Annotated in this window: 24 protein-coding genes and 1 other RNA gene; 14 read left to right on the top strand and 11 right to left on the bottom strand. The window is 66.2% G+C overall.

All coding sequences use genetic code 11. The annotated features are described in order from the left end of the window. Window positions 1-193 precede the first annotated feature (193 nt). The 4 genes from VKI00_RS05595 to VKI00_RS05580 all read right to left on the bottom strand — a co-directional run bounded on the left by VKI00_RS05595 (window position 194) and on the right by VKI00_RS05580 (window position 3,020). The gene (locus tag VKI00_RS05595; RefSeq protein ID WP_324436012.1) at window positions 194-451 is read right to left on the bottom strand and encodes a metal-dependent hydrolase; all 258 of its coding nucleotides are present in this window, start codon (window positions 449-451) and stop codon (window positions 194-196) included. A gap of 424 nt (window positions 452-875) precedes the next feature. Then, window positions 876-1,880: a zinc-binding dehydrogenase gene (locus tag VKI00_RS05590; RefSeq protein ID WP_324436011.1), complete on the bottom strand. Its 1,005-nt coding sequence runs from the start codon at window positions 1,878-1,880 to the stop codon at window positions 876-878. A gap of 3 nt (window positions 1,881-1,883) precedes the next feature. Then, window positions 1,884-2,570, bottom strand: coding sequence for a cutinase family protein (locus VKI00_RS05585; protein ID WP_324436010.1), 687 nt, complete (start codon window positions 2,568-2,570; stop codon window positions 1,884-1,886). Window positions 2,571-2,624: 54 nt separating this feature from the next. Then, a complete protein-coding gene (locus VKI00_RS05580) occupies window positions 2,625-3,020 on the bottom strand; it encodes a VOC family protein (protein ID WP_324436009.1) in 396 nt (131 codons plus the stop codon). A gap of 110 nt (window positions 3,021-3,130) precedes the next feature. Between VKI00_RS05580 and VKI00_RS05575 the strand changes: the two genes are divergently transcribed. Then, window positions 3,131-3,277: a hypothetical protein gene (locus tag VKI00_RS05575; protein WP_324436008.1), complete on the top strand. Its 147-nt coding sequence runs from the start codon at window positions 3,131-3,133 to the stop codon at window positions 3,275-3,277. Window positions 3,278-3,280: 3 nt separating this feature from the next. Here the strand turns inward: VKI00_RS05575 and VKI00_RS05570 are convergent, their stop codons facing one another. Then, complete coding sequence (locus VKI00_RS05570) at window positions 3,281-4,096, bottom strand: oxygenase MpaB family protein (RefSeq protein ID WP_324436007.1); 816 nt, start codon at window positions 4,094-4,096, stop codon at window positions 3,281-3,283. Between the two features lie 34 nt (window positions 4,097-4,130). Between VKI00_RS05570 and VKI00_RS05565 the strand changes: the two genes are divergently transcribed. After that, window positions 4,131-5,084 carry a cobalamin biosynthesis protein gene (locus VKI00_RS05565; RefSeq protein WP_324436006.1) on the top strand — a complete coding sequence of 318 codons (954 nt, stop codon included), beginning with the start codon at window positions 4,131-4,133 and terminating at the stop codon, window positions 5,082-5,084. Here VKI00_RS05565 and VKI00_RS05560 read toward each other — a convergent pair. The 3 genes from VKI00_RS05560 to VKI00_RS05550 are packed head-to-tail and all read right to left on the bottom strand — an operon-like array spanning window position 5,056 to window position 7,029. Further along, a complete protein-coding gene (locus tag VKI00_RS05560; RefSeq protein ID WP_324436005.1) occupies window positions 5,056-5,874 on the bottom strand; it encodes an SURF1 family protein in 819 nt (272 codons plus the stop codon). The genes VKI00_RS05565 and VKI00_RS05560 overlap by 29 nt on opposite strands. Beyond that, a complete protein-coding gene (locus VKI00_RS05555) occupies window positions 5,874-6,368 on the bottom strand; it encodes a low molecular weight protein-tyrosine-phosphatase (RefSeq protein WP_324436004.1) in 495 nt (164 codons plus the stop codon). Before VKI00_RS05555 ends, VKI00_RS05560 begins: the two co-directional genes overlap by 1 nt. After that, window positions 6,361-7,029: an HAD-IA family hydrolase gene (locus tag VKI00_RS05550; protein WP_324436003.1), complete on the bottom strand. Its 669-nt coding sequence runs from the start codon at window positions 7,027-7,029 to the stop codon at window positions 6,361-6,363. Before VKI00_RS05550 ends, VKI00_RS05555 begins: the two co-directional genes overlap by 8 nt. Before the next feature lie 94 nt (window positions 7,030-7,123). Here VKI00_RS05550 and cobC point away from each other — a divergent pair, with 94 nt between their 5' ends. Genes cobC through VKI00_RS05525 form a run of 5 tightly spaced genes read left to right on the top strand, consistent with a single transcriptional unit; the run spans window position 7,124 to window position 12,110 of the window. After that, on the top strand, window positions 7,124-8,170 hold the full coding sequence (gene cobC / locus VKI00_RS05545; RefSeq protein WP_324436016.1) for an Rv2231c family pyridoxal phosphate-dependent protein CobC: 1,047 nt from the start codon (window positions 7,124-7,126) through the stop codon (window positions 8,168-8,170). After that, window positions 8,167-9,303: a Nif3-like dinuclear metal center hexameric protein gene (locus VKI00_RS05540; RefSeq protein ID WP_324436002.1), complete on the top strand. Its 1,137-nt coding sequence runs from the start codon at window positions 8,167-8,169 to the stop codon at window positions 9,301-9,303. The genes cobC and VKI00_RS05540 overlap by 4 nt, the downstream gene beginning before the upstream one ends. Continuing rightward, the gene (locus tag VKI00_RS05535; RefSeq protein ID WP_324436001.1) at window positions 9,303-10,037 is read left to right on the top strand and encodes a zinc ribbon domain-containing protein; all 735 of its coding nucleotides are present in this window, start codon (window positions 9,303-9,305) and stop codon (window positions 10,035-10,037) included. The genes VKI00_RS05540 and VKI00_RS05535 overlap by 1 nt, the downstream gene beginning before the upstream one ends. Window positions 10,038-10,042: 5 nt before the next feature. Next, entirely contained in the window at window positions 10,043-11,149 is a 1,107-nt protein-coding gene (locus VKI00_RS05530; protein ID WP_324436015.1) for a bifunctional RNase H/acid phosphatase, read from the top strand. A gap of 31 nt (window positions 11,150-11,180) precedes the next feature. Then, window positions 11,181-12,110: a DMT family transporter gene (locus VKI00_RS05525; protein WP_324436000.1), complete on the top strand. Its 930-nt coding sequence runs from the start codon at window positions 11,181-11,183 to the stop codon at window positions 12,108-12,110. Between the two features lie 24 nt (window positions 12,111-12,134). Here VKI00_RS05525 and VKI00_RS05520 read toward each other — a convergent pair whose 3' ends face one another. After that, window positions 12,135-12,845 carry a 2OG-Fe(II) oxygenase gene (locus tag VKI00_RS05520; RefSeq protein ID WP_324435999.1) on the bottom strand — a complete coding sequence of 237 codons (711 nt, stop codon included), beginning with the start codon at window positions 12,843-12,845 and terminating at the stop codon, window positions 12,135-12,137. 91 nt (window positions 12,846-12,936) lie between these two features. On the opposite strand from VKI00_RS05520, the gene VKI00_RS05515 reads away from it, so the two are divergent. From VKI00_RS05515 to VKI00_RS05505, 3 genes are all read left to right on the top strand, one after another. Further along, a complete protein-coding gene (locus VKI00_RS05515) occupies window positions 12,937-14,223 on the top strand; it encodes a DUF222 domain-containing protein (protein ID WP_324435998.1) in 1,287 nt (428 codons plus the stop codon). 48 nt (window positions 14,224-14,271) lie between these two features. Continuing rightward, window positions 14,272-14,666: RNase P RNA component class A (gene rnpB / locus VKI00_RS05510), an RNA gene on the top strand. A 113-nt stretch (window positions 14,667-14,779) separates the two neighbouring features. Further along, entirely contained in the window at window positions 14,780-15,766 is a 987-nt protein-coding gene (locus tag VKI00_RS05505; protein ID WP_324435997.1) for a redoxin domain-containing protein, read from the top strand. A 38-nt stretch (window positions 15,767-15,804) separates the two neighbouring features. On the opposite strand, the gene VKI00_RS05500 is transcribed toward VKI00_RS05505, so the two are convergent. Further along, window positions 15,805-17,307, bottom strand: coding sequence for a CYTH and CHAD domain-containing protein (locus VKI00_RS05500; protein ID WP_324436014.1), 1,503 nt, complete (start codon window positions 17,305-17,307; stop codon window positions 15,805-15,807). A 101-nt stretch (window positions 17,308-17,408) separates the two neighbouring features. Beyond that, window positions 17,409-18,266, bottom strand: coding sequence for a 3-methyl-2-oxobutanoate hydroxymethyltransferase (gene panB, locus VKI00_RS05495; RefSeq protein WP_324435996.1), 858 nt, complete (start codon window positions 18,264-18,266; stop codon window positions 17,409-17,411). Window positions 18,267-18,451: 185 nt separating this feature from the next. Between panB and VKI00_RS05490 the strand changes: the two genes are divergently transcribed. The 4 genes from VKI00_RS05490 to glnA all read left to right on the top strand — a co-directional run bounded on the left by VKI00_RS05490 (window position 18,452) and on the right by glnA (window position 24,466). Continuing rightward, window positions 18,452-19,843, top strand: coding sequence for a wax ester/triacylglycerol synthase family O-acyltransferase (locus VKI00_RS05490; protein WP_324435995.1), 1,392 nt, complete (start codon window positions 18,452-18,454; stop codon window positions 19,841-19,843). Between the two features lie 60 nt (window positions 19,844-19,903). Continuing rightward, window positions 19,904-21,472, top strand: a complete 1,569-nt coding sequence (locus VKI00_RS05485) for an alpha/beta hydrolase (RefSeq protein ID WP_414687123.1) — start codon at window positions 19,904-19,906, stop codon at window positions 21,470-21,472. Between the two features lie 109 nt (window positions 21,473-21,581). After that, window positions 21,582-23,090, top strand: a complete 1,509-nt coding sequence (locus VKI00_RS05480) for an alpha/beta hydrolase (RefSeq protein ID WP_414687122.1) — start codon at window positions 21,582-21,584, stop codon at window positions 23,088-23,090. 38 nt (window positions 23,091-23,128) lie between these two features. After that, window positions 23,129-24,466 (top strand): type I glutamate--ammonia ligase, encoded by a 1,338-nt coding sequence (gene glnA, locus VKI00_RS05475; protein WP_324435993.1) that lies wholly within the window; start codon window positions 23,129-23,131, stop codon window positions 24,464-24,466. The last annotated feature ends 5 nt before the right edge of the window (window positions 24,467-24,471 follow it).

The raw sequence follows: 24,471 nt of genomic DNA, 5'->3' as shown, positions 1-24,471 counted from the left end.
CCGCAGTGAAGTGCTCGAGCGCGGCCACGTCGGCCAGGCGCCGGTAGAGCCACCATCGCTGCAAACGCATAGACCAGCCCGGGTGCTGATTAGTGCCCGCTGACAACCACTTCTGCAACTTGTCGGTGTAGGGCTTGGTGTCGATGCCCTGCTCGGCCAGATGATCGAGGACAACTTGGTGCGCCCAGGCGTGTCAGGATTCCTGCTGCATGAACGCTTTAATCGGTGCCGCCAGTTCCGGATCGTCGACCAGCGGCGCCGCCTCATTGACGGCGTTGATGAATCCCCGCTCGCCTTCGGGCAGTAACAGGTGCAGCGCATTCCAAAAGTGTGTGGCGAAGGGGTCATCGGGGACCCAGTGCAACGGTAAGTTCGACCAGTCAAAGCGGGCTTTGCGCCGATGTGTCGGGTAGCCGTCGTGGTGCACGTCGAGGTCTTCGACTTCGGTCATCGCGTTCTCCTCCCAAACGCCCAAGTGACTTACGGGTCCTCGGCGCAACCAGGAACCGGGGACTCACCCAGAAAACAGTAGTTTGACGACGGCTTTCGTGTTGCCTGCAAGCCAAACGTTCACATCGTGACGATATACAGATGACCGGTACCGAGGTAACCGGCACCGATGCTGCCCTTCTCGCAATTCCTAGAATCTCACGATGGGCGCCTCTTTTGCTGATGGCCGACAGTGCTCAGCGTCCGGCCCGTGACGCCGCACTGCTCACCAGCTTGGCGCGCATCCTGCCCGACCGGACACTCGACCGCGTCTTTGCCGCCGCTCTACGTCCCCACTTCCCAAGGAGAGCAAACCGATCTTGACGTGGTGCGCACCCTAGGTCTCGGCCCGGACGGGCGTGCCATCCTCGCTGGACGTGCTCGGCTTACGGCACCAGGACGACCTTGCCGACGTTCTCTCGCGCCGCGAGAATCCGATGCGCTTCCGGGGCTTCGGCAAACGGCACAGCCGCGTGCACGACGGGCGCTGCCGTGCCGTCGGACAGTGCCGCCGACAGTGGCCCAATCCATGGTTCGAGCGTGCCGCGATCGTCCCACAGCCGCAGCATGTTGAGGCCGATGACGGTCTTGGAGTCGTTGAGCTGGTTGATCAGGTTGAACCCGCGCACCATCGCCAGCGCCTGTGGCGCCGCGCGCCGCAGTGACCGCTTTTCGCCCTGCTGCAACGACGAGAGGCCGTAGGCCACCAGCCGTCCGCCCGGACGCAAGAGGTCGAACGACCGCCGCAACGAGGTGCCGCCCAACGCATCCAGCACGATGTCGTACGGTCCCAGGCCCTTCCACCACCCGTCGCGGTGATAGTCGATGGCGCGGTCGACGCCCAGCGCGGCGAGCTGGCGGTGCTTGCCCGGCGATGCGGTGCCGTGCACGACCGCACCCGCGGCCTTGGCCAGCTGGACCGCCGCGATGCCGACACCCCCGGCCGCGGCATGCACCAGCACACGCTCGCCGGCGCGCAGCGAGCCGTAACCGTGCAGCGCTGCCCACGCCGTCGCATAGTTGACCGGGACCGCGGCGCCCTGCTCGAACGTCATCGAATCCGGAAGCGCCACAGTGTCATCCGCGGAGGCGTTGACGATTTCCGCGTAACCGCCGAATCGCGTTCCGGCCAACATCCGCTCACCAACGCGTTCCGGATCGACGCCGTCTCCGACCGCCTCGATCGTTCCGGCGACCTCGTAGCCGACGACGCTCGGCACCTTCGGCGCATCGGGATACAGCCCGACGCGGGCAAGGTGGTCGGCGAAGTTCACTCCGGCCGCGCGCACCGAGACACGTACCTGGCCGGCCGCAGGCGGCGGAGGGTCGGGGCGGTCTTGCACCTGTAGCACCGACGGGGGGCCGTGCTTGGTGATGACGACTGCGCGCATCGGCTACAGGTGACTTGCGACGAAACCCGCGGCCTGTGCCGGCATTCCGGAAGTCGCATAGGACAGGTGTGCCGCGGAGAACTCCTCGTCGTGCGTCGGCGGCGCCAAAGCCCCGCCCGGCGTGCAGATCGGATCGCCGGGTGCGCACATGTCCATGGCCTTGGCCCCGTACCACGGGCTGGCCGTGCTTACCGGTGCGCCTAGATATCTATCCGCCGGATTCCCGAAGAGGGCGAGCGCGGCAACGTGAGCGGCCTGGTCCTCCGACAGCGTCTCGGGGACAAAGCCCACGATCGGGAATTGGGCGATGGTGATCTCATCGATCACCATCGCGCCCTGGGAATATCCCCCGAGCACCATCTTGGTGTTGGGGCAATTCGCGATCATGGACACGACGTGAGCGTTCGCATCACTAGTGCCCGCGTTGGTGGATGGCACGAAATCGAATGAGGCGGGGTAGTTGACCGCATACACGCCGACGGACCTGCCCCCAACTTGCGAGCGCAGTGAATCGATGAATTGCTGGCCTACCACGCCGACACCGGGCGGTTCGGTGGTGGCGCGGGCGAACGTCACCTCGACGTCGGGGCAGGGGGCCGCCGACGCGACCTCGGTCGGTGCGCTCAGCAGGGCCGCCCAGGTGGTCGTCACCGCGGCGACCAGGAAGTGCGCGATTCGGCGCGAGCTCACGTCGTAATGCTTACACATTGCGACGGGAATAGGGAACGTCCGCCTTTTCATCACTTAGGCCGGCGGCGCGAAGAACTCGAGCGCAATGCCGTCCGGGTCTCGAAAGCTCAAACCCGAGCCGTAAGGCGCGTCCACGATCCCGCCGTGCTGGACACCGAGCTTGTTGAGCCGGTCCATCCACGTCTCCAACGCGGCGCGACTGGCGCAGCCGAAGCCAACGTGGTCCAGGCCCACCCGGAACTCGCTGAATCGCTCGTCGGGAGCCGAACGCTCGTGCTGGTGGATTCCGAACACCGTGCCGCTCTCGAGCAGCCACACCAGGTGCCGGAACCCCGCGTCGGTGTGTTCGTCGAGCACCGGGTCGGCGCCGAACAGCGTCCGATACCACGGGCCGCTGATGTTCATGTCGCGCACGGTGATTGCGACGTGGTTGAGTCCGGGGAAAGTCACAGGTCTGCTCCCTTCTGAGTCGCCCGCCAGTGTGACCTAGGTCGCAAATTGGGGGTCAGTGAGGCGAGCGACACATTTACTTCGTATGACTAATTAGCCATGCTTGATAGATGACTTCACAGCTGACGCCCGAGCGCACGACCTCCCTTCCGGCGAAGACCGATGAGGCCCGCGAGCGGCCTCTGATTCTTCAGCCGTGGTTTTTGATGGCGATACTGAGCATGGTTGCCATCGTGTTGGTCGTCGTAACCAGCTAGCCGCTACACGATTCGCCAGCCATGCCTGGCGCGAAACCGCATGTCCCACAGGTAGAGCCGGTAGCTCAGGATCCACGCTTGGTGTGGAATCAGCCGATCGGCCAGCCGCAGCGCGGCCAGTAGCCATTCAAACCGGCGCTGCTGCGGTTCTGCCCAATCCAGCTTCATCATCGTGCGGAACTCCGGCGCCAGGAACCCCGTCGTCGCGAACAGGTTGAACGGCCCGCCGAGCGCGTGCAGCGGACGCGGCAGGAACGCCATCGTCGCTACCCCGTGCAGGTGCTCGCGCACCGGTGGGTCGATGCGCAGCTCTTCCAACGAACGCTTCCAGTAGTCGTCGAACGCGACCCGATCCGGTGGCCACATGCCTTCGCGCACCTGAAGGGTGGTGCCCAGCCGCCTTGCGTCGAGGTAGACCGCATCCGCGGAGGCCTCGTCGAGCGGGCCGTACAAAAACTCGTGCTGGTCGACGAAATAGCGATATAGGCAGGCGGCCACCCACAGCTGCAGCGCGGGATCGAACGCGTTGTAGGACAACGGGCTTGACGCGGTCGACCGCACTTGCCGGTGGGCGGTGTCGACGGCGGCGCGGATGAGTTCGCGGTCCGACTCGGAGCCGATGGTCGCAACGGCCAAATATGTGCCGGTGGTGCGGGCCCGTTTGAATGGGTGCTTGTAGACGTTGCCGCTGTCGACCGGGCTTTCCAGCACGCCGTAACCGACACCCGGCATCGACAGCTGCATGATCACGTTCGCGGCGGGTAACAACACCGCGGCGGGGTTGAGCAGGTCGGCGACCCGGGTGGAGTGCCGCTTCATCAACCGAGTAGACCACGTGTGAGACGCTGCCGGAGTGTTTGGGGCGACGCGGCACACCCGGGTCGTCGGCGTGCTGGCCGGCTACCTGGCCGACCTCGTGCTGGCTGACCCGCGGGCGGGTCATCCGGTCGCGGGATTCGGCGCCGCCGCGGCCGCGTTGGAGCGGGTCAGCTACCGCGACAGCCGAATCGGCGGCGCCGCCCACGTCGGCGTGCTGGTCGGCGCAGTGAGCCTGCTTGGCTTTGTGCTACAGCGGCATGCGCGGCAGCGCGGGGCGCTGTGGTCCGTCGTCGCGACCGCGGCGGCTACCTGGGTAGCGCTGGGCGGAACGTCGCTGGCGCGCACCGGCACGGCGATGGGTGACCTGTTGAGCCGCGACGACGTCGAGGGCGCCCGACGGCTGCTGCCCTCGCTGTGCGGGCGCGACCCGGCACGGCTCGACGCCGCGGGACTGGCCCGCGCCGCGGTGGAATCGGTGGCCGAGAACACCTCTGACGCACACGTTGCGCCGCTGCTGTGGGCGACGGTGGGCGGCGTGCCCGCGGTCCTGGGCTACCGCGCCGTCAATACACTCGATTCGATGGTCGGCCACCGCTCGCCGCGCTATGCCCGATTCGGTTGGGCCGCAGCACGTCTGGATGACGCGGCCAACTACGTCGCCGCGCGCGTGACCGCGGCGCTGGTGGCCGCGTATGCACCGATCGTCGGCGGATCGCCGTCGGGCGCGCTGCGTGCCTGGCGTCGTGACGCCGCCCGTCATCCCAGCCCCAACGCCGGCGTCGTCGAGACGGCATTCGCCGGAGCGCTGGGCGTGCGCCTGGGCGGCCCCACTGCATACCAGTACGAACTGCAGATCCGGCCCACCCTCGGCGAGGGAGTGCCCCCGTCGGTAACCGACCTGCGTCGCGCGGTTCAGCTCTCCCGGGCGGTACAGGTCGCGACGGCGCTGAGCCTTGCGCTTATCGCCGCCGTCCGTAGCGGTCGTTGAGTTTTTCCTCGACGGTCGCGGGCTTCGCCTCGGTCGGCGAGCTTTGGCTCTTCTCGGCGCGGCGGGCCTTGATCTCGGCGTACACGAAATAGCCCAGCAGAATCGGTGCGACGACGCCGAAGGTAATCCACTGGATGCCGTAGGACAAAAACGGCCCGGCATCCAGGTGGGGGATCCCGATCACGCCGAGGCCGCCGGGCTGGTTGTCGACCAACTGCAGATACGATCCGGCCAGCGGGACCCCGGTCAACGTCGCTATCTGCCTGATGTCGATCGAATACATCTGTCGCACACCGTCACTGATGAACGACTGCTTGTCGAGCACCGGCTGCTCGGAGTCACGCAGGCGCGCCGTGATGGTCACCGTGTCGTGCGGCGGCGGCGGAATCGATGGAAGCCGTGACCCTCGCTCGGGCCGCACATAGCCTCGGTCGACCAACACGTTGGGACCGCCGTCGACCATGAATGGGACCAGCACCTCCAGCGCGGGATCCCCTTCGGCCACCCGCAGCCGGACCAGCAACTGTTTATCGGCGAGATAGTGGCCAGTCGCCGTCACCCTGCGCCACTGCGCGTCGGGGGCCGATGAGTCTTGATGCGGCAAAAGCGTTTTCAGTGCGACAGGTGCGGTCGTCAGGGATTGCTGGATCTGGTTGTTCTCTCGCGAGGTCTTGGTGTTCTTTCCCAGCTGCCACGGTGCGAGCACGCTGAAACACAGATAGGTGAAGGCGATCACCACCACAGCCAGCGCTACCCAACCGGGTCGCAGCAAGAAGGTCAGGCGACCCATCAGGGGTGTCCGTCCCGGGCAAGCCGCTCGTCAACCCAGTTGTGCAGACCCGGCAGGGAAGCCTCGATCGCGGCGAAGACCGCTTCGAAGTCGTCGTAGTCGCCGTAATAGGGGTCGTCGACGTCGAGGACATAAGCACCGGAGCGGGGGTCGAAGGACCGCAGCATCCGGATTCGGTCGGCGTCGATGCCCATTTCCTGCAGCAGCCAGACGTGGTTGCGCGCCAGCGCGACCACCAAGTCGGCTTCGATGTGGTCGATGCCGATCTGCGCGGCGCAGTGGTCGGTGGGGTAGCCGTGCTCGCGCAGCACCCGGTTGGCCCGCTCGTCGGCGGTCTTGCCGACATGCCAGCCGGCGGTTCCCGCGCTGGTGACCCGCACGGCGTCGTGCAGACCGCGTTGGCAGATCTGGTGGGCGAACATCTTCTCGGCCATCGGCGACCGGCAGATGTTGCCGGTGCAGACGAACGTGATGTGCAGGCTGAATTCAGACACCCAACGCCCTCCGCAGCTCGGCGATCGTCGCGACATGCACCGGGCTGCGCGTGGCAGCGCCGTCGGCGAAGTCGGCCTGTCCGTATCCCCAGCCAACCACCACCGCGTCGATGCCGTGCGCGGCCGCACCTTCGACGTCGTGGAGGCGATCGCCGACCATCAGGACGCGTTCCGGAAGCGGCTGCAGTTGCGCCAATGCGTGGGCCAGCACGTCGGCCTTGGTGGCGCGGGTGCCGTCGACACTGGCTCCCGCGACGACCTCGAAATGCTGGTCGAGCCCGAAATGCGCCAGGATCCGGCGCGCGGTCGGCTCCGCCTTGGAGGTGGCCACGGCGAGCCGGATGCCCGCCGCGCGCAGGTCGGCCAGCAAGAGGCTGATCCCGTCGAAGAGCCTGTTCATTGCCCAGCCGCGGGTGGTGTAGTCGGCGCGGTAAGCCGCGATTGCGGCATCGGCGTGCTCGCCCAGCCCCATTGCGGACAGGGTGTGGTGCATCGGCGGGCCGACGATTCGGCTCGCCAGGTCGCCGTCGGGCACGGCAGCGCCGATCTGACCGAGCGCGTGGCGGAAGCTGGACACGATGCCGTCAGCGGAGTCGGTGAGGGTGCCGTCGAGGTCGAAGATCACCAGCTGGGGTCTGGTCGCGGAGACCGTGCGTGTCACCTCCCTATTGTCCTAGATGGCGTGGCCTGTCCTTGATCGTGTCCCACTACGTGCGCTTAGTCGCGAGGTCGTTAGGGTTTCAGACGTGGCGAGTATGGACCCGAGTGCATCGATTCCGCTCGCGGGGGCGCGCTACCACGGCGATCAGGCCGCCGGACCGGGGATGCTTGATTTCGCGGTCAACGTCCGTCATGCACAACCGCCGGCTTGGCTGATCCAGCGGCTGGCCGCACGGCTGTCCGACCTGGCCCGTTATCCCGGTGTCGACGACCAGTGTGCGGCGATATCGGCCGTCTCGGTCCGTCACGGCCGTGCCCATGACGAAGTCGCGCTGTTGAACGGAGCCGCCGAGGGATTCGCGTTGCTGCCCAACCTCCGCCCGACGCTGGCGGCCGTGATCGCGCCGTCGTTCACCGAGCCGGCTGTGGCGCTGAAATCAGCCGGCGTCCGCGTGCATCACGTCGTGCTTGAGCGGCCGTTCGGCCTGGCAGGCGCCCAGGTGCCCGACGACGCCGATCTCGTCGTGATCGGCAACCCCACGAACCCGACGTCGGTTTTGCACTCCCGCGAACAGATCCTCTCGTTGCGCCGACCCGGGCGGATCGTGGTGGTGGACGAGGCGTTCGTCGATGCAATCCCCGGCGAGCCGGAATCGCTGGCCGACGAGCCGCTGCCCGACGTGCTGGTGCTGCGCAGCCTGACCAAGACGTGGTCGCTGGCGGGCCTGCGGGTGGGCTACGCACTGGGTGCACCGGACGTGTTGGCCCGGCTGACCGCGGGGCGGGCCCACTGGCCGGTGGGCACGCTGCAACTGACGGCCATCGCGTCCTGTTGCGCGCCCGACGCCGTGGCCGAAGCCGCGGCGGGTGCCCGGCGGCTGGCGGCGTTGCGCACCGAGATGGTGTTCGGCCTTCAGTCGGCGGGTGCGGAAACGGTCGATGGCAGTGCACCATTCGTCTTGTTCACCGTCCAAGATGCTGATTTGATACGAAAGTATTTGCACACCAAAGGGATTGCCGTGCGGCGATGTGACACGTTCGTCGGCCTGGATGGGCGATATCTGCGGGCTGCGGTCCGGCCGGAGTGGCCGGTACTGGTCGAAGCAATAGGCGACGTCGTGGTGTGTGGGGCCGTCCGATGACGCCGCGGCTGGCTGATGTCATCGACGTGCTGGACGACGCTTACCCGCCCGGGCTTGCCCAATCGTGGGATTCGGTCGGGTTGGTCTGCGGCGACCCCGACGATGTGCTGAGCTCGGTGACGGTCGCGGTGGACGCCACGGCGGCGGTGGTCGATGAGGTTCCCGACGGTGGCCTGTTGCTCGCTCACCATCCGCTGCTGTTGCGCGGCGTGGACACGGTCGCGGCCAGCACCGCCAAGGGTGCGCTGGTGCACCGCTTGATCCGTTCCGGCCGTTCGCTGTTCACCGCACACACCAATGCCGATTCAGCATCGCCGGGCGTGTCTGATGCGTTGGCGCAAGCGCTCGGCCTGACCGTCGAGGCGGTGCTGGAGCCGTCGCCTGCGCTGCCTGAGTTGGACAAGTGGGTGATCTTCGTTCCGGCGGAGAACGCGGACGCCGTGCGGGCGGCGGTTTTTGCGGCCGGCGCCGGCAGGATCGGCGATTATTCGCAATGCAGTTGGAGTGTCACCGGCACCGGCCAATTCCTGCCGGGCGACGGAGCTTCACCGGCGATCGGCAGCGTGGGTGCCGTTGAGCGAGTCGTCGAGGATCGAGTTGAGGTCATCGCACCTGCGCGGGCACGCCGTGAGATGCTGACGGCGATGCGCGCTGCCCATCCATACGAGGAGCCGGCATTTGATATCTTCGCCCTAGCGCCCCCACCCGCCGACGTCGGGTTAGGGCGAATAGGTTCGCTGGGCCAGCCAGAATCGTTGAACGCGTTCGTTTCGCGAGTCCGTTCGGGCCTGCCGCAAACCTCGTGGGGAGTGCGCGCCGCGGGCGATCCGGGCATGACCGTGTCCCGCGTCGCGGTATGCGGAGGAGCCGGCGACTCGCTGCTGGACGCCGCGGCAGCCGCCGGGGTGCAGGCTTATGTCACGGCCGACTTGCGTCATCACCCCGCCGATGAGCACCTTCGCGCTTCTGCTGTCGCGTTGATCGATGTCGCGCATTGGGCCAGCGAATACCCTTGGTGTGAGCAGTCTGCCGATGTGTTGCGGGCGGCTTTCGGTGGCGCCCTTTCGGTACGTGTGTGCTCCATCCGAACCGATCCGTGGAACGTCGACAACGACCGCGGGGGTGAGCAGTGATGAAAGCCGCAGTCGCGCAGCAGCGCTCGCTGCTCGAAGTTGCGGAGCTGGACGCCGAACTGTCCAGGGTCGCCCACCGCGCCGGCCACCTCCCCGAGCGCCAAGACATCGAGCGGATGCAAACCGATCAGGTCGCAGCCAACGACCGGCTGGGGGCGCTGCAGATCGCGTTGGAAGACTTGGACGCTGCGGTGTCGCGCCTCGAGGCGGAGATCGACGCGGTGCGCCAGCGCGAGGATCGGGATCGTTCGCTGTTGCAATCGGTGGCGGACGCCAAGCAGCTATCGGAGTTGCAGCACGAGTTGGATACCCTGCAACGTCGCCAGTCCAGCCTGGAGGATTCGCTCTTGGAGGTGATGGAACACCGCGAGCAGGTGCAGGCGCAACAGTCCGCCGAGATGGCGGCGGTCGAGGCACTGCTCGGTGATTTGGCCGCTGCGCAGCAGGCACTTGACGGCTCACTCGACGAAATTGACCAAACCCGAAGGCAATACGCAACGCGCCGCGACGAACTCACCGCGACGTTGGATCCAGAGCTGATCGCGCTTTACGAACGACAACGTGCCGGTGGCGGCCCCGGTGCGGGCGCACTGCAGGGTCGTCGTTGCGGTGCCTGCCGGATCGAGATCGACCGCGGCGAGTTGGCCAGGATCTCTGCGGCCGCAGACGATGATGTGCTGCGGTGTCCGGAGTGCGGTGCAATCTTGTTGCGAGTCAAAGGCGTTGGGCACTGATGGTGTTGAAGGTGATTGTCGAGGCCGACGGCGGGTCGCGCGGTAACCCGGGGCCGGCCGGCTACGGGTCGGTGGTCTGGACAGCGGACCGATCGACCGTGTTGGCCGAGAGCAAGCAGGCGATCGGCCATGCCACTAACAACGTCGCCGAATATCGAGGCCTGATAGCCGGTTTGGAGGAGGCAGCCAAACTGAAGGCCACTGAGGTTGCGGTATCGATGGACTCCAAGCTGGTGGTCGAGCAGATGTCCGGGCGATGGAAGGTCAAACATCCTGACCTCGCTGAGCTCAACGCCAAGGCCCGTACGCTGGCGTCGCGGTTCGAGCGGGTCAGTTACGCATGGATTCCGCGCGCGGAGAACTCCTACGCCGATCGGTTGGCCAACGAGGCGATGGACGCCGCCGCGGCGGCGGAAGAGCAACCGCAGAGCGACAATTCAACGACGACGGCCCAAGCAGGCGAGAACCCGTCGCCGCCGGGCTGGACCGGCGCGCGTGGCACCGCCACCCGGCTGTTGTTGTTGCGACACGGCCAGACCGCGCTGTCGGTGCAACGGCGGTACTCCGGACGCGGGAACCCGGGCCTGACCGAGCTTGGCCGGCAGCAGGCCGACGCGGCGGCCCGGTATCTGGCGCAGCGGGGCGGGATCTCGGCTGTGGTCAGTTCGCCCCTGCAGCGTTGTTACGACACCGCGGCGACGGCGGCCAAAGCGCTCGGCTTGGACTTGATCGTCGACGACGACCTGATCGAGACCGATTTCGGCGCATGGGAAGGGTTGACGTTCGCTGAGGCCGCCGAACGCGATCCCGAGTTGCATCGACGCTGGCTGCGCGACACCAGCACCGAGCCTCCGGGCGGGGAAAGCTTCGATCACGTGAACAAGCGGGTCTGCCGGGCGCGGGACCGGATCGTGGCAGAGTACGCGGGCACCACGGTGCTGGTGGTATCGCATGTGACTCCGATAAAGATGCTGCTGCGCCAAGCGCTCGACGCCGGGCCGGGCATCCTTTACCGGCTACACCTGGACCTGGCATCGTTGAGCATCGCGGAGTTCTACCCGGACGGCGCGTCATCGGTGCGGCTGGTGAACCAGACCGGGTATCTCAGTTAGACGTCGCGGATATCGGGGTAGGCAGGCATTCATGGAGTGGGCGACACATCACGCGGTGGCGATCGGATCGGCACTGCTGGCCGCGTTCTTTGCCGCGGTGGGCATTGTTATCCGGCAGCGCGCGATTCAAGCTGAGGCGGCCCACCGGAACGATGCGAGCGCAATCGTGACGTCGTGGGTACGGCAGCCCGCATGGTGGGCGGGAACACTGGTTGCGGTCGGCGGGTATGTGTTCCAGGCGCTCGCGTTGGCGCATGGATCGTTGTTGCTTGTGCAGCCGCTGCTGGTGTCCGCACTGTTGTTCGTTCTGCCGCTGGGTGCGAGGTTCTCCAAACAGCATGTGACTGGGGCCGATTGGTGTTGGGCGGTGCTGCTGACCGCGGCGCTCGCCGTTTTCGTCCTAGTGGGACAGCCGCGCGAAGGCCACTATCGTCCGCCCGTACCCGCGTGGAGCGTGGCACTGGCCGGCGCGGTCCCGGTGGTGATCCTCTGTGTGGTGGCGGCCCATCGAACCGTTGGTCGAACGCGTGCCATGCTGTTGGCCAGCGCCGTCGCGGTGTTGGTGGGCGTGATCGCGGTGCTGACGAAAGTCAGCGTTCACCACCTCGCCTTGCACGGATGGCGTGGGCTACTGACGGTGCCGGCGCCGTATTTGCTCATCGTGCTGGCCATCGCGGTAACGGTGTTGCAGCAGTCGGCATTTCATGCTGGCGCATTGCAAGCGTCGGTACCGATCATGCTGGTCGGTGAGCCCATGGTCGCGGTGCTGCTGGGTGTCGTGATACTCGGCGAGCATCTGGCCGTCCGGGGCGCCGGAGCGCTGGTACTGGCGGTAGCAGTTGCCGCGATGACGGCGGCCACCATCGCGCTCGGCCGTGACTCAGTCCCTCGCACAACCCAGGTCGATGATGAGACTGCAGCAATCCCGGATCCGGCCTCGGACGCGACTTCAACCGCCTAGAAAGGCACTTGGGCGTCCCGTCGGTCAGGCGGCGTCGTGAAAGATCAGTCCCAACGCGTAGCGCTCGCCCGAACGCACGACAGACAAGCCGTGGCGCACAGGTGCCGCCGACCAGCCGCGAGCCGACCGTACCGGCCGGTCGCGGGTGGTGAACAGGTAACCGTGGCCCTGCGGCAATTGGGTAGTAGTGCCCCGTGATTGGGCTCGCGGCCGCTGTTCGACGAGCATGAACTCCCCGCCGGTGTATTCGGTGTTCGCGTTGCTCAGGTTGATCACCACTTGAAGCGGAAAGACCAAGTCCCCGTACAAGTCTCGGTGCAGCGCGTTCCAATCGTTCGTTCCGTACCGCAGGACAAGCGCCGTGGATCTGGTCTGGCCGGCGGCATGACACATGTCCAGCCATTCGTCGAGGCTGTCCGGCCAGGGAGCGTCCCGGCCCAGCTTGGCCCACCAATTCCGGGCGATCGGCAACAGCCGTGGATACAGCGCCTGCTTTAGGTGCTCGATCGGTTCGGGGTAGGGAGCCCGGAAATACCGATACTGGCCCGAGCCGTAGCGACGCGGACCCATGTCGATCGTGGCGCGGAACAGTTGATCTCTGATGTACAGGTTGCGCAGCCGTTGGGTCTCGGCGGGCGTCAGGAGCCGGGGCAGCAGCGCTCCGCCGTAATCGTCGACGGCGGTGGCCACTGCGTCCCAGTCGGCGGCGTCGACGCGCTTGTCCCATCGGGTCACCGGTGCTCCTTCACTCTCTCTTCTGTAGACGATAGGGATGCGCGTGATGTGAGGAGAATCCTTGTCGCCGTGGCCATGTATAGTCGAACATGTGTTCGATGATTTGGTGGTCGTGGATCCGACCAGTGCGGAATCGGTGCTGGTCGAGCGCATTGCCGAGCTGGAACGGGTCAAATCCGCGGCAGCGGCAGGTCAGGCTCGAGCCGCGGCGGCGTTGGACGCGGCACGCCGGGCCGCCGACGCTGCCGCGGGCGTGCCGGCCGCACGGCGCGGACGCGGCGTGGCCAGCGAGATTGCCCTGGCCCGACGGGATTCGCCGTCGCGGGGTAATCGGCATCTCGGCTTCGCCAAGGCCCTGGTGCACGAAATGCCGCACACCCTGGCCGCTCTGGAGGTTGGAGCGCTGACGGAATGGCGGGCCACATTGATCGTGCGCGAAAGCGCCTGCCTGGACGTCGAGGACCGGAGGGCCCTCGATGCTGAGTTGTGCGCCGACCCGGCCGGCCTGGACGGGATGGGCGACGCGCGGGTGGCGGCGGCCGCCAAGACGATCGCTTATCGGCTCGATCCGCACGCGGTGGTCGACCGGGCCGCCAAAGCCGAGACCGAACGGACGGTGACCATTCGGCCCGCGCCCGACACGATGACCTATCTGACGGCGTTGTTGCCTGTGGCCCAGGGTGTTTCGGTATACGCGGCGCTACGACGAGAAGCCGATATCTGCGCCGACGGGCGTCCCCGCGGTCAGGTGATGGCCGACACATTGATAGAGCGGGTCACTGGGCGAAGCGCAGCGGCGGCCACGCCGATCGCAGTCAACCTGGTGCTGTCGGACGAAACGCTGCTGGGCGGTTCCACCGCACCGGCGGATATGGGCGGCTACGGTCCAATCCCGGCGGCGGTCGCCCGCGGATTGGTCTTGGGCGCAGTCACTGATACCCGGTCGCGGGCAACGCTTCGCCGGCTCTACGCGCATCCGGACTCCGGGGGATTGGTGGCAATGGAATCCCGGGCCCGGTTGTTTCCGCGCGGGTTGGCCGCCTTTATCGGGCTCAGGGATCAGCGCTGCCGTACGCCCTACTGCGACGCGCCGATTCGCCACCGCGACCATGCGCTCCCGTGGGCCGGCGGTGGTGCGACCACTGCGAGTAACGGGCTCGGATTATGCGAGCGATGCAACTACGTCAAAGATGTTGGCGGCTGGCGCGTCGAACCAAGTGTTGATGAAAAATACAGGCACACAGCTGAATTCACCACTCCAACGGGTGCGCAATATCGCTCCGGGGCACCTCCGCTGCCGAGGGCGCCAGTGCGGATGGAAATCAGTGAGATGGAAATGGCCGTCGGGATAGCGATCTCGGACTTACATGCCGCTTAGCAAGTCGTTGGCCTCGGCATTGTGCAGCGAGTACGGTATTAGCGCGGACGAGTTGGCTGGGCGGCCGCGGCTCGCACTGGTTCAGTGTCGAGTCGAGGAAAGTCCGGACTTCACAGAGCAGGGTGATTGCTAACGGCAATCCGAGGTGACTCGCGGGAAAGTGCCACAGAAAACAGACCGCTACCTTCGCGGTAGTAAGGGTGAAACGGTGCGGTAAGAGCGCACCAGCATTCCGGGTGACCGGGATGGCTCGGCAAACCCCACCCGAAGCAAGGCCAAGAAGACCGCACCACGGTGCGGTCGCGCAGGCGCTCGAGGGCTGCTCGCCCGAGCCTGCGGGTAGGCCGCTCGAGGCACCCGGTGACGGTGTGTCCAGATGGATGGTCGCCGCCGCGTTACCTGGTAACGCGGAACAGAATCCGGCTTACAGGCCAGCTCGCCCGCCCATCCTCGGCGTGGCCGAGCCGATCACGGTTCCCACCTGGTAGCTGTTCGGCGATGAGCGAATTATCTCCAGTCGTGCGTCGCGCAGAGCTTCCGGCGTTATTCTTTGCCGATGATCGCGGGCGAAAAGGCGCCTGACTTCACTCTGTGGGACCACACCGGTCGGGCTCGGACACTGTCCGCGCTCCTTGCCGAAGGGCCGGTTGTGCTGTTCTTCTTCCCAATAGCGTCCTCACCGATCTGTACAGCCCAGGCTTGTCATTTTCGGGACCTGAGCGACGAATTCGCCAGGGTGGGCGCCCAGCGGGTGGGCATCAGCACCGACACCGTCGACAAGCAGGCCCACTTCGCCCAACAGCGCTCGTTCGACTATCCGCTGCTCTCCGACGCGGACGGCGTGGTGTCCGAGCTGTTCGGGGTGCGCCGAGGCAGGCTCGCCAAGCTGCGCAGATCCGTCGTGGCGCGTGAGGCAGCCCGGCGTGGTCGGCACACTCGGCGGCGTGGCCTGCTGGCCCGGCTGCTGCCGGTCAGACGGACCACATTCGTCATCGACATCGACCGCACCATACTCAAGGTCGTCTCCAGCGAGGTGCGCGCATCGGTGCACGCCGACCAGACCTTGTGGTTCTTGGAGAACCACAACGTGCCGCATAGTTCGCCACATGTCCGGGAGAAGCACACCGACGCGCATCAGCAGTCGGAGGGCGAGGGGGAACCGATCGGCGACTGGTTCACAGAACCGGAAGCCGCGGACGAGCCGAGCTTGGTCCGGCCGTACGCGCTGACGGCAGGCCGTGCCGACTCTGGTGCCGACCTGGCACTCGAGGCTCCGGTCGAAGCGCTCAACACCACAGCGAAGCCGCCGCGCTGGCGGAGAAATGATGTGCGGGGCCAGATCCTGACGTCGTGCGTGCACAACCCCTCGGTCGCCGAGATCGCCTCTCGTCTGTCCTTGCCGCTCGGTGCGACGCGGTTCCTGGTCGACGACCTGGTGACACAGGGTTATTTGCGGGTGCACGCTCCGCTCGGTGACTCGATGACAATCGACGAACGACGTGAACTGATAACAAGGACCCTGCGTGGCCTACGAGCACTCTGAGGGGTGGGGCGCCAGGCCAACTCGCCCGCCCTGCCGGCTTACTTCGAAAGCTTGCGCAGTGCTTTGAAGAGCTTGCGCAGCGCCGGCTCTAACTGCTGACGGCGTTCGCGCGCCAGGTCTGAGTCCTGCTGGTGCAGCAGCCCATACGTGAACGCATCCTCGTTCGCGGTGTTCGCGGCGTCGGCCTGCTCTGTCAGGTGCTCGCGGCTGGCCACGGAGTCCTGGTGATCGCCGAGCAACGACTGGACTGTTTTCGCCCGCTTCGAAATCTTCTTCGCGCCGATCGCGGCCGCGATGTAGCGAAGCCGCTTGGCGCGCTTACGGATTCGATGCATCGCCTCGTCGAGGTCCTCGTCGGCGGCGCGCGTTGCGGCCTTTGCGGCCTTCCGCACCTTCTTGCCGGCGGCGGCGACGGCGACCGGTCCGGACCCCTTATCGGCTGGCGGCGTCGCCGCGACCACCGCCTCCAGCGCGTCGAGCAGACGGAAGTATCGCGGTGAACGCATCGCGGCCAACGAACGCCGTACCCCGGCCCGGTATCGCTCGTCCGCGCCGTCAATCAGCCGGTCCCGAATAGGTCCGCGGGCCAGCTCCGGTGGCAACTTGTCGAGCGCGCTACGGTAGCGCTCGGCCAGCACTTCGGCGTCGCGGGCCTCGCCCAACACGTTGGCCAGCTCGCGCAGTTCGTCGAGGAGGCCGTCGGGGAGGGCGAACGAATCCGGCGACGCCTGCAGCAGGCTGCGGATCTTGCGAGTGGTCACCCGCATCTGGTGCACCGAGTCGTCAGCCCCGGCGCGCACCGCGCGGTCCCGCACCAGCAGCTCGTCGAGCTGCTCAGCGACCGCCCGATGTAGCGGGTCGGCGGCGCCGGCAGCCAGGTCCTTCGGCGTGGTGCCGAGCACTCGCGCCAGCTTGGAGCCGTGTCCGGCGGGCCGTGCGCCGGCGCCAAGCAGCCGGTCGCTCAGCTTGTCCATCAGTTCGGGGTTCGGCGCGGGCTGGGTGAGTTCGAGCTCCCACTCGCGCCACCGCTGCTCGACCTCGGGCGCATCGGGGGTGGCCGCCCGCGACGCGGTGACCTGGTCGTCGCAGAATTCCGCGAGCGCCGCGTCGTCGGCGCCATACAGCTCGTGGACGTGCCGCGTAGTGGATATCCGCGCAACCGGGCTCAGCGGCCGGTCCCGGACAATCGCCAGCACGACGTCGACCAGCTGGGTCGGCACGTCTTCGTGGCCGTCGTCGTCGCTGCCGTTCGCCGCACCCAGCGGCAGGCGAACCTCGGTGCGGGCGTCGGCTGCCGCGGGCAGCTTCAGGTGCCAACCGGCATCTTCACCGCCGGTGCGACGGCGCAACGTGATTCGCCGAGACGCCAGATCACGTGCCGCGGTGTCGTAGTAGACGGCGTTCAGTGCCTGCGTCGGAAGCCGCTCCACTCGAAGAACATCCGCGATACCGGCGAACGATGGTGCGCCCGTGGACTCGCCGACGTCGAACTTGCGCTCCACCTCTACGTAACGCGACGGACTCGGCGGTTCGGCAGGCATGGTTGCCTCTGGTGATTCCCTCGTCGCAGTCATGAGTGTTGGGTACCCGCTGGTGCCCAGCGTGCCACATCGGGATGGCTCACCGGCGTCTAAAGGACGCTTTAGAAGCTGTGCTCCTCGGCGGGAAATGCCCCGGCGGCGACTTCATCGGCGTATTGGGTTGCCGCGCGGCGCAATTCGCCCGCGACATCACCGAACCGCTTGACGAACCGGGCCGTCTTGCCGCTGGTGAGCCCGGCCATGTCCTGCCAAACCAGCACCTGGGCGTCGCAATTGGGCCCGGCGCCGATCCCGACGGTAGGAATGGTCAGCTTGCCAGTGATCTGGGTGGCCAGCTCGGCCGGCACCATCTCCATCACGACGGAGAACGCACCGGCCTCGGCAACGGCGATCGCGTCGGCAATGGTCTGCTCGGCGGCGTCACCACGGCCCTGCACTCGGAAACCACCGAGGGTGTTGACGCTTTGCGGGGTGAAGCCGATGTGTGCCATCACCGGGATACCGGCGGCGGTCAAGGTCGCGATCTGCTCAGCGACTCGTTCGCCGCCTTCCAGTTTGACCGCATGCGCGCCGGCTTCCTTCATGAACCGGGTCGCGGCGCTCAGCGCGGCGGCGGGCCCGGCCTCGTAGCTGCCGAACGGTAGATCCGCCACCACCAGAGCGTGCGGTGCGCCTCGCACCACGCCGCGCACCAGCGGAATCAGCTCGTCGATCGAGATCGGCACGGTGGTGTCGTAGCCGTAAACGACGTTGGCGGCCGAGTCCCCGACCAGCAGCACCGAGATGCCGGCGTCATCGAAGACTCGGGCGGTGGAGTAGTCGTAGGCCGTCAGCATGGCCCACTTGTGGCCTTCGGCCTTCATTTTCTGCAAGTGGTGGACGCGAACCTTGGTCCGCGGCTCGGCGGCAGCATCACTTGGCAGGGAGGGGTGTGCCCCGTAAACAGCGTGCTCAGACATCATTGTCCCTAGTTATGGTCGGGTCGATCCTCGTGGCCCAATAGGGTCCCCGGGTTCGTCTGACGTTTGCCAGTCTGCCACCTGCCGCCCCGCAAGTGCACACCGGCGTTCAGTGGACTTCCTCACACCGGTACCCATCCGACGATTCGCGCTCTGCCGTGCGGACCCAGACATACCATCGGCGCATGCAGCGGCTCAGCGGACTCGACGCCAGTTTTCTGTATTTAGAGACCCACTCGCAGCCGCTGCATGTCTGTTCGATTCTCGAGCTCGATACCTCGACGATGCCGGGGGGCTATACCTTCGATCGGCTCCGCGACGAGTTGGCGGTCCGGATCAAGGCAATGCCGCAGTTCCGCGAGAAGCTCTACGACAGCCCGCTGAACCTGGATCACCCGGTCTGGGTGGACGACAACAACTTCGACGTGAGTCGGCATCTGCACCGCATCGGGCTGCCGCCGCCCGGTGGGCGGATGGAGCTGTCCGAGATCTGCGGCCATATCGCCGGTTTGCCGCTGGACCGCACCCGGCCGTTGTGGGAGATGTGGGTCATCGAGGGCGTCGCGGGCACCGATGCGCAGCAAGGTGGTCGTCTGGCGGTGATGACCAAAGTGCATCACGCCGGCGTCGACGGCGTAACCGGCGCGAATTTGATGTCGCAGCTATGCAGCACCGAACCCGACGCACCGCCACCCGAACCGGTCGAGGGCGCCGGTGACGCCAACCAAATCGAGATCGCGTTGACCGGAGCCGTCAAGTTCGCGGCCAGGCCGCTGCGCCTTGCCAATGCGCTGACGGCTACCGCGACCTCGGTGGTCAAGACGGTGCGGCGCGCGCGCAGCGGCCAGACGATGGCTGCTCCGTTCGCCGCGCCACCGACGACCTTCAACGCCAGCATCACCGCACACCGCAATGTCGCTTATGCGCAGCTGGATCTCGAGGACATCAAGGTCGTCAAGACTCATTTCGACGTCAAGGTCAACGATGTGGTGATGGCGCTGGTGTCCGGCGTGCTGCGGCAATTTTTGCTTGACCGTGGTGAGCTGCCGGATTCGTCGTTGGTGGCGATGGTGCCGGTTTCGGTGCACGGACGATCTGATCGCCCTGGGCGCAACCAGGTTTCGGGAATGTTCTCCCGATTGGAGACCCAGATCGCCGATCCGGCGGAACGGCTGAAGTCCATTGCCGAAGCGAATTCAGTTGCCAAAGAACATAGTTCGGCGATCGGTGCCACGCTCCTGCAGGACTGGTCGCAGTTCGCCGCGCCGGCGGTGTTCGGTTTGGCTATGCGCGGATACGCCCGTACCAGGCTGACCAAGAGCCGGCCGGTGCACAACCTGGTGGTTTCCAATGTGCCAGGTCCGCAGATGCCGCTGTACATGCTGGGCAATGAGGTCAAAGCGATGTATCCGCTGGGGCCGATCTTCCACGGCTCGGGTCTGAACATCACGGTGATGTCGTTGAACGGCAAACTCGACGTCGGCCTCATCGCCTGCCCGGAGCTGGTGCCGGACCTGTGGGAGTTGGCCGACGACTTCGCCGTCGGGATGGAAGAACTGCTGCTCGCGACCCAGTAGAGCGCCTCCCGCCGTGCGGCAACACCGACCACGCGTCGGCTCATGGCAGCATGGGTGAGCATGGGGATCCCTCGCGGCGACAAGATCGCACGCTCGATGCTGATCTGGACCGCGATGGCGGTCGTCGTGGCGACCGTGGCCAGCTGCACCCACGTCACCAACGGGCGTGCGGTGCTTGCCGGGCCAAGAATCGGTCAACCGGTTGAGTGGGGACCGTGTCGTGTCGCCGGCGGCGGCGGTACCTCGGTGATGAAGCTCCCAGGTGGCGCGCAATGCGGCAAGCTCGCCGTACCGGTCGATTACAAGCACCCCGACGACGACGCCACGACGTTGGCGTTGATCAAATTTCCGGCCACTCGAAACAAGATCGGGTCGCTGATCATCAACCCCGGGGGACCCGGCGAGTCCGGCATCGAGGCCGCCCTGGGCCTGCTGCAGTCGCTCCCACCGCGGATCCGAGAACGGTTCGACCTGGTCGGATTTGACCCGCGCGGGGTCGCGGCCTCGCGCCCGGCGATCTGGTGCAACTCCGACGCCGACAACGATCGGTTGCGCACCGAGCCGCAGGTCGACTACAGCCCGGCCGGGGTGGCGCACATCGAGGACGAGACCAAGGCGTTCGTCGGCCGTTGCATCGACAAGATGGGCAAAAAATTCCTGGCGCACGTCGGAACCGTTGACGTCGCCCGCGATCTCGATGCCATCCGCGAAGCAGTGGGCGACAGCAAATTGACGTACCTGGGCTACTCGTATGGAACCCGAATCGGCGCTGCTTATGCCGAGGCCTATCCAAAACGCGTCCGGGCGATGATCCTCGACGGTGCCGTGGACCCGAATACCAGCTCCATTGAGGCAGACCTGCGGCAGGCCAAGGGTTTTCAGGACGCATTCAACGACTTCGCGAAAGACTGCGCCAAATCTCCCAGTTGTCCGCTGGGCACAGATCCGGCGAAATCCGTCGACGTCTTCCACAGTTTGGTCGACCCGCTCGTCGACAAGGACAACCCGATGATCGGCAGGCCGGCGCGCACCACGGATCCGCGCGGCCTGAGCTACCAGGACGCCATCGTCGGCACGATCATGGCGCTGTATTCGCCGACCTTCTGGCATCACTTGACTGAGGGGTTCGCGGAGCTGGCCCACCATCGCGGCGACAACCTGCTTGATTTGGCCGACATGTACATGCGCCGGGACAAGAACGGCCACTACACCGACGCCACCGACGCCAGGGTCGCGATCGACTGCGTCGACGATCTGCCGGTCAAGGACCGGGCCAAGGTCATCGACGAGGACCGCCGCTCACGCCAGATTGCGCCGTTCATGAGCTACGGGAAGTTCACTGGCAACGCGCCGTTGGGCACCTGCGCATTCTGGCCGGTACCGCCGACCAGCAAGCCACACACCATCTCCGCTCCCGGCCTGGCACCGACCGTGGTGGTGTCGACCACACGTGATCCGGCGACGCCGTATCAGGCGGGCGTCGACCTGGCGAATCAGCTGCACGGCTCGCTGCTGACCTTCGACGGCACCCAGCACACGGTTGTCTTCCAGGGCAACAGCTGTGTCGACGACTACGCGACGGAATATCTGATGAGCGGCACTGTGCCGTCCAAGGGGGCGAAATGCTAGGTCCGGAGAAGCCGGGCTCGAAACGTGAAGACCGCGCAGGAGTCAACGAGACCAAGGTGTGACCATTGGGATCACTACCTGTGGCCGATGCGTGGGACGATTGGCAGCCATGTGGCGCATGAGACTCTTGTTCTCTGCGCTGCTTTCGTTGGTGCTCGCGATAGCGGCGGCCGTGGCGACCCTGGTATCAGCGCCGATAGCCGGCGCGACACTGACCTGGGGCAACTGCGGCCGGTTCCTCAGCCACCCCGACGACGTGCCCAGCGCGCAGTGCACCACTGTTCCGGTCCCCATCGACTATGGCAACCCCGGTGGAGCCCAGGCTCAGCTCGCGGTCATCCGAATTCCGGCGACCGGTCCGCGGATTGGAGCGCTGCTGGTCAACCCCGGTGGGCCCGGGGCCTCGGCGGTCGACATGGTCGCTTCGCTGGGACCAGAACTGGCGGGCTCCGAGATCAGCCGCCGCTTCGATCTGGTGGGATTCGATCCCCGCGGCGTGGGCCACTCGACGCCCGCGCTGCGCTGCCAGACCGACGCGGAGTTCGACGCCTACCGACGTGACCCGATGGTCGACTACAGCCCGGCCGGCGTGGCACACATCGAACAGGTGTACCGGCAACTGGCCCAGCGCTGCCTGAACCGAAATGGCTCGGCGTACTTGGAGAACGCCGGTACGGCGTCCGTCGCACGTGACATGGATCTGGTGCGCCAGGCGCTCGGCGACGACCAGATCAACTATCTCGGCTTCAGCTACGGCACCGAGTTGGGAACCGCCTACGTCGAGCGGTTCGGCGACCACGTTCGGGCGATGGTGCTGGACGGCGCCATCGACCCGGCCATCGGCCCGATCGACAACAACATCAACCAGCAGGCTGGGTTTGAGACCGCATTCAACGATTACGCGGCGGACTGCGCCCGCTCGTCGGACTGTCCGCTGGGCACCGACCCGGCCCAGTGGGGCAACCGCTTCCACCAATTGGTCGACCCGCTGGTGAGCAGACCCGCCAAGACATCGGATCCGCGCGGACTGAGCTACGCCGACGCCACCACGGGCACCACCAACGCGCTCTACACCCCGCAGTTCTGGAAGTACCTGACCAGCGGTCTGCTCGGGCTACGACGTGGCACCGATCCCGGTGACCTGCTGATGCTGTCCGACGAGTATTACGGCCGTAACGACAAAGGGCACTACGACAATTCGCAGGACGCATTCAACGCGGTCCGCTGCGTCGACGCACCCTCGCCGAAGGACCCCGCGGCCTGGGTGGACGCCGACCGCCGGATCCGCGAGGTGGCGCCCTTCTTGTCCTATGGGCAGTTCACCGGGTACGCGCCTCGCGACCTGTGCGCGCTCTGGCCGGTGCCCGCGACTTCAGCGCCGGCCCCGGCGGCGCCCGTCGCTCCGGGCAAAGTCGTCGTCGTGTCGACCACCCACGACCCGGCCACCCCCTATCAGGCCGGGGTGGACCTGGCCCGCGAGCTCGGCGCCCCGCTGATCACCTTTGAGGGCACCCAACACACCGTGGTGTTCAACGGTGACCAATGCGTCGACAACGCGGTGATCGGCTACTTCGTCGACGGGGTGCCGCCGGGAAACTTACGCTGTGCGGCGTCGTAGTAACACAGAGTTAACTGGCTTTGCATATTGTTCCCGGTATGGATCGACAAAAGGAATTCGTGCTCCGCACGCTGGAGGAACGGGATATCCGGTTCGTCCGGCTGTGGTTCACCGACGTCCTCGGTTTCCTCAAGTCGGTCGCGATCGCGCCAGCCGAACTCGAGGGCGCATTCGAGGAAGGCATCGGCTTCGACGGATCGTCCATCGAGGGCTTTGCCCGGGTCTCCGAGTCCGATACGGTGGCTCACCCCGACCCGTCGACCTTTCAGGTGCTGCCCTGGACCGGCAAGTCCGGCCATCACCACTCGGCGCGGATGTTCTGTGACATCACAATGCCGGACGGCTCGCCGTCGTGGGCCGACCCGCGCCACGTGCTGCGACGGCAGCTAGGCAAAGCCAATGACCTCGGCTTCTCCTGCTACGTGCATCCCGAGATCGAGTTCTTCCTGCTGGAGCCCGGTCCGGAGGACGGGTCGGAACCCGTTCCGGCCGACAATGCCGGTTACTTCGACCAGGCCGTTCACGTCGCCTCCGACTTTCGCCGCCATGCGATCGACGCCCTGGAGTTCATGGGCATCTCGGTGGAGTTCAGCCACCACGAGGGCGCGCCCGGTCAACAAGAAATCGACCTTCGCTTCGCCGACGCGCTGTCGATGGCCGACAACGTGATGACGTTCCGTTACGTCATCAAAGAGGTCGCATTGGAAGAGGGCGTGCGGGCGACGTTTATGCCCAAGCCATTCGGCCAGTACCCCGGCTCGGCCATGCATACCCACATGAGCCTGTTCGAGGGCGAGGTCAACGCGTTCCACAGCCCGGACGATCCGTTGCAACTCTCCGATGTCGCCAAGTCGTTCATCGCCGGGATCCTCGAGCACGCAAGCGAAATCAGCGCGGTCACCAACCAATGGGTCAACTCCTACAAGCGGCTCGTGCTCGGCGGCGAAGCACCCACCGCCGCGTCGTGGGGCGCGGCGAACCGGTCGGCGTTGGTACGGATTCCGATGTACAGCCCGAACAAGACGTCGTCGCGGCGCATCGAGGTGCGCAGCCCCGACTCGGCCTGCAACCCGTATCTGGCGTTCGCCGTGCTGCTGGCGGCCGGGCTGCGCGGGGTGGAAAAGAATTATGTGCTGGGCCCGCAGGCAGAGGACAACGTGTGGGACCTCACCCCCGAGGAACGCCGCGCCATGGGTTACCGCGAGCTGCCGTCCAGCCTCGACGAAGCGCTTCGCGCGATGGAGGCCTCCGAGCTCGTCGCAGAAGCCCTGGGGGAGCACGTTTTCGACTTCTTCCTGCGCAACAAGCGCACCGAGTGGGCCAACTACCGCCGCCACGTCACGCCCTTTGAGCTCAAGACTTATTTGTCCCTATAGCCTTC

This window comes from Mycobacterium sp., from assembly GCF_035314665.1.
Taxonomy (GTDB): Bacteria; Actinomycetota; Actinomycetes; order Mycobacteriales; family Mycobacteriaceae; genus Mycobacterium.
Note: the sequence above shows the minus strand (reverse complement) of the source record. Positions and strands in the feature narration are given on the sequence as shown.

Bases quoted from the DNA above. Each gene is read 5' to 3' on its own strand.
- VKI00_RS05575 (WP_324436008.1), top strand. From the start codon at position 3,131: ATGACTTCACAGCTGACGCCCGAGCGCACGACCTCCCTTCCGGCGAAG.
- VKI00_RS05540 (WP_324436002.1), top strand. From the start codon at position 8,167: ATGACGCCGCGGCTGGCTGATGTCATCGACGTGCTGGACGACGCTTAC.
- VKI00_RS05490 (WP_324435995.1), top strand. From the start codon at position 18,452: ATGCAGCGGCTCAGCGGACTCGACGCCAGTTTTCTGTATTTAGAGACC.
- cobC (WP_324436016.1), top strand. From the start codon at position 7,124: ATGGACCCGAGTGCATCGATTCCGCTCGCGGGGGCGCGCTACCACGGC.
- VKI00_RS05500 (WP_324436014.1), bottom strand. From the start codon at position 17,307: ATGCCTGCCGAACCGCCGAGTCCGTCGCGTTACGTAGAGGTGGAGCGC.
- panB (WP_324435996.1), bottom strand. From the start codon at position 18,266: ATGTCTGAGCACGCTGTTTACGGGGCACACCCCTCCCTGCCAAGTGAT.
- VKI00_RS05525 (WP_324436000.1), top strand. From the start codon at position 11,181: ATGGAGTGGGCGACACATCACGCGGTGGCGATCGGATCGGCACTGCTG.
- glnA (WP_324435993.1), top strand. From the start codon at position 23,129: ATGGATCGACAAAAGGAATTCGTGCTCCGCACGCTGGAGGAACGGGAT.
- VKI00_RS05590 (WP_324436011.1), bottom strand. From the start codon at position 1,880: ATGCGCGCAGTCGTCATCACCAAGCACGGCCCCCCGTCGGTGCTACAG.
- VKI00_RS05560 (WP_324436005.1), bottom strand. From the start codon at position 5,874: ATGGGTCGCCTGACCTTCTTGCTGCGACCCGGTTGGGTAGCGCTGGCT.
- VKI00_RS05480 (WP_414687122.1), top strand. From the start codon at position 21,582: ATGTGGCGCATGAGACTCTTGTTCTCTGCGCTGCTTTCGTTGGTGCTC.
- VKI00_RS05485 (WP_414687123.1), top strand. From the start codon at position 19,904: ATGGGGATCCCTCGCGGCGACAAGATCGCACGCTCGATGCTGATCTGG.
- VKI00_RS05505 (WP_324435997.1), top strand. From the start codon at position 14,780: ATGATCGCGGGCGAAAAGGCGCCTGACTTCACTCTGTGGGACCACACC.
- VKI00_RS05535 (WP_324436001.1), top strand. From the start codon at position 9,303: ATGAAAGCCGCAGTCGCGCAGCAGCGCTCGCTGCTCGAAGTTGCGGAG.
- VKI00_RS05595 (WP_324436012.1), bottom strand. From the start codon at position 451: ATGACCGAAGTCGAAGACCTCGACGTGCACCACGACGGCTACCCGACA.
- VKI00_RS05570 (WP_324436007.1), bottom strand. From the start codon at position 4,096: ATGAAGCGGCACTCCACCCGGGTCGCCGACCTGCTCAACCCCGCCGCG.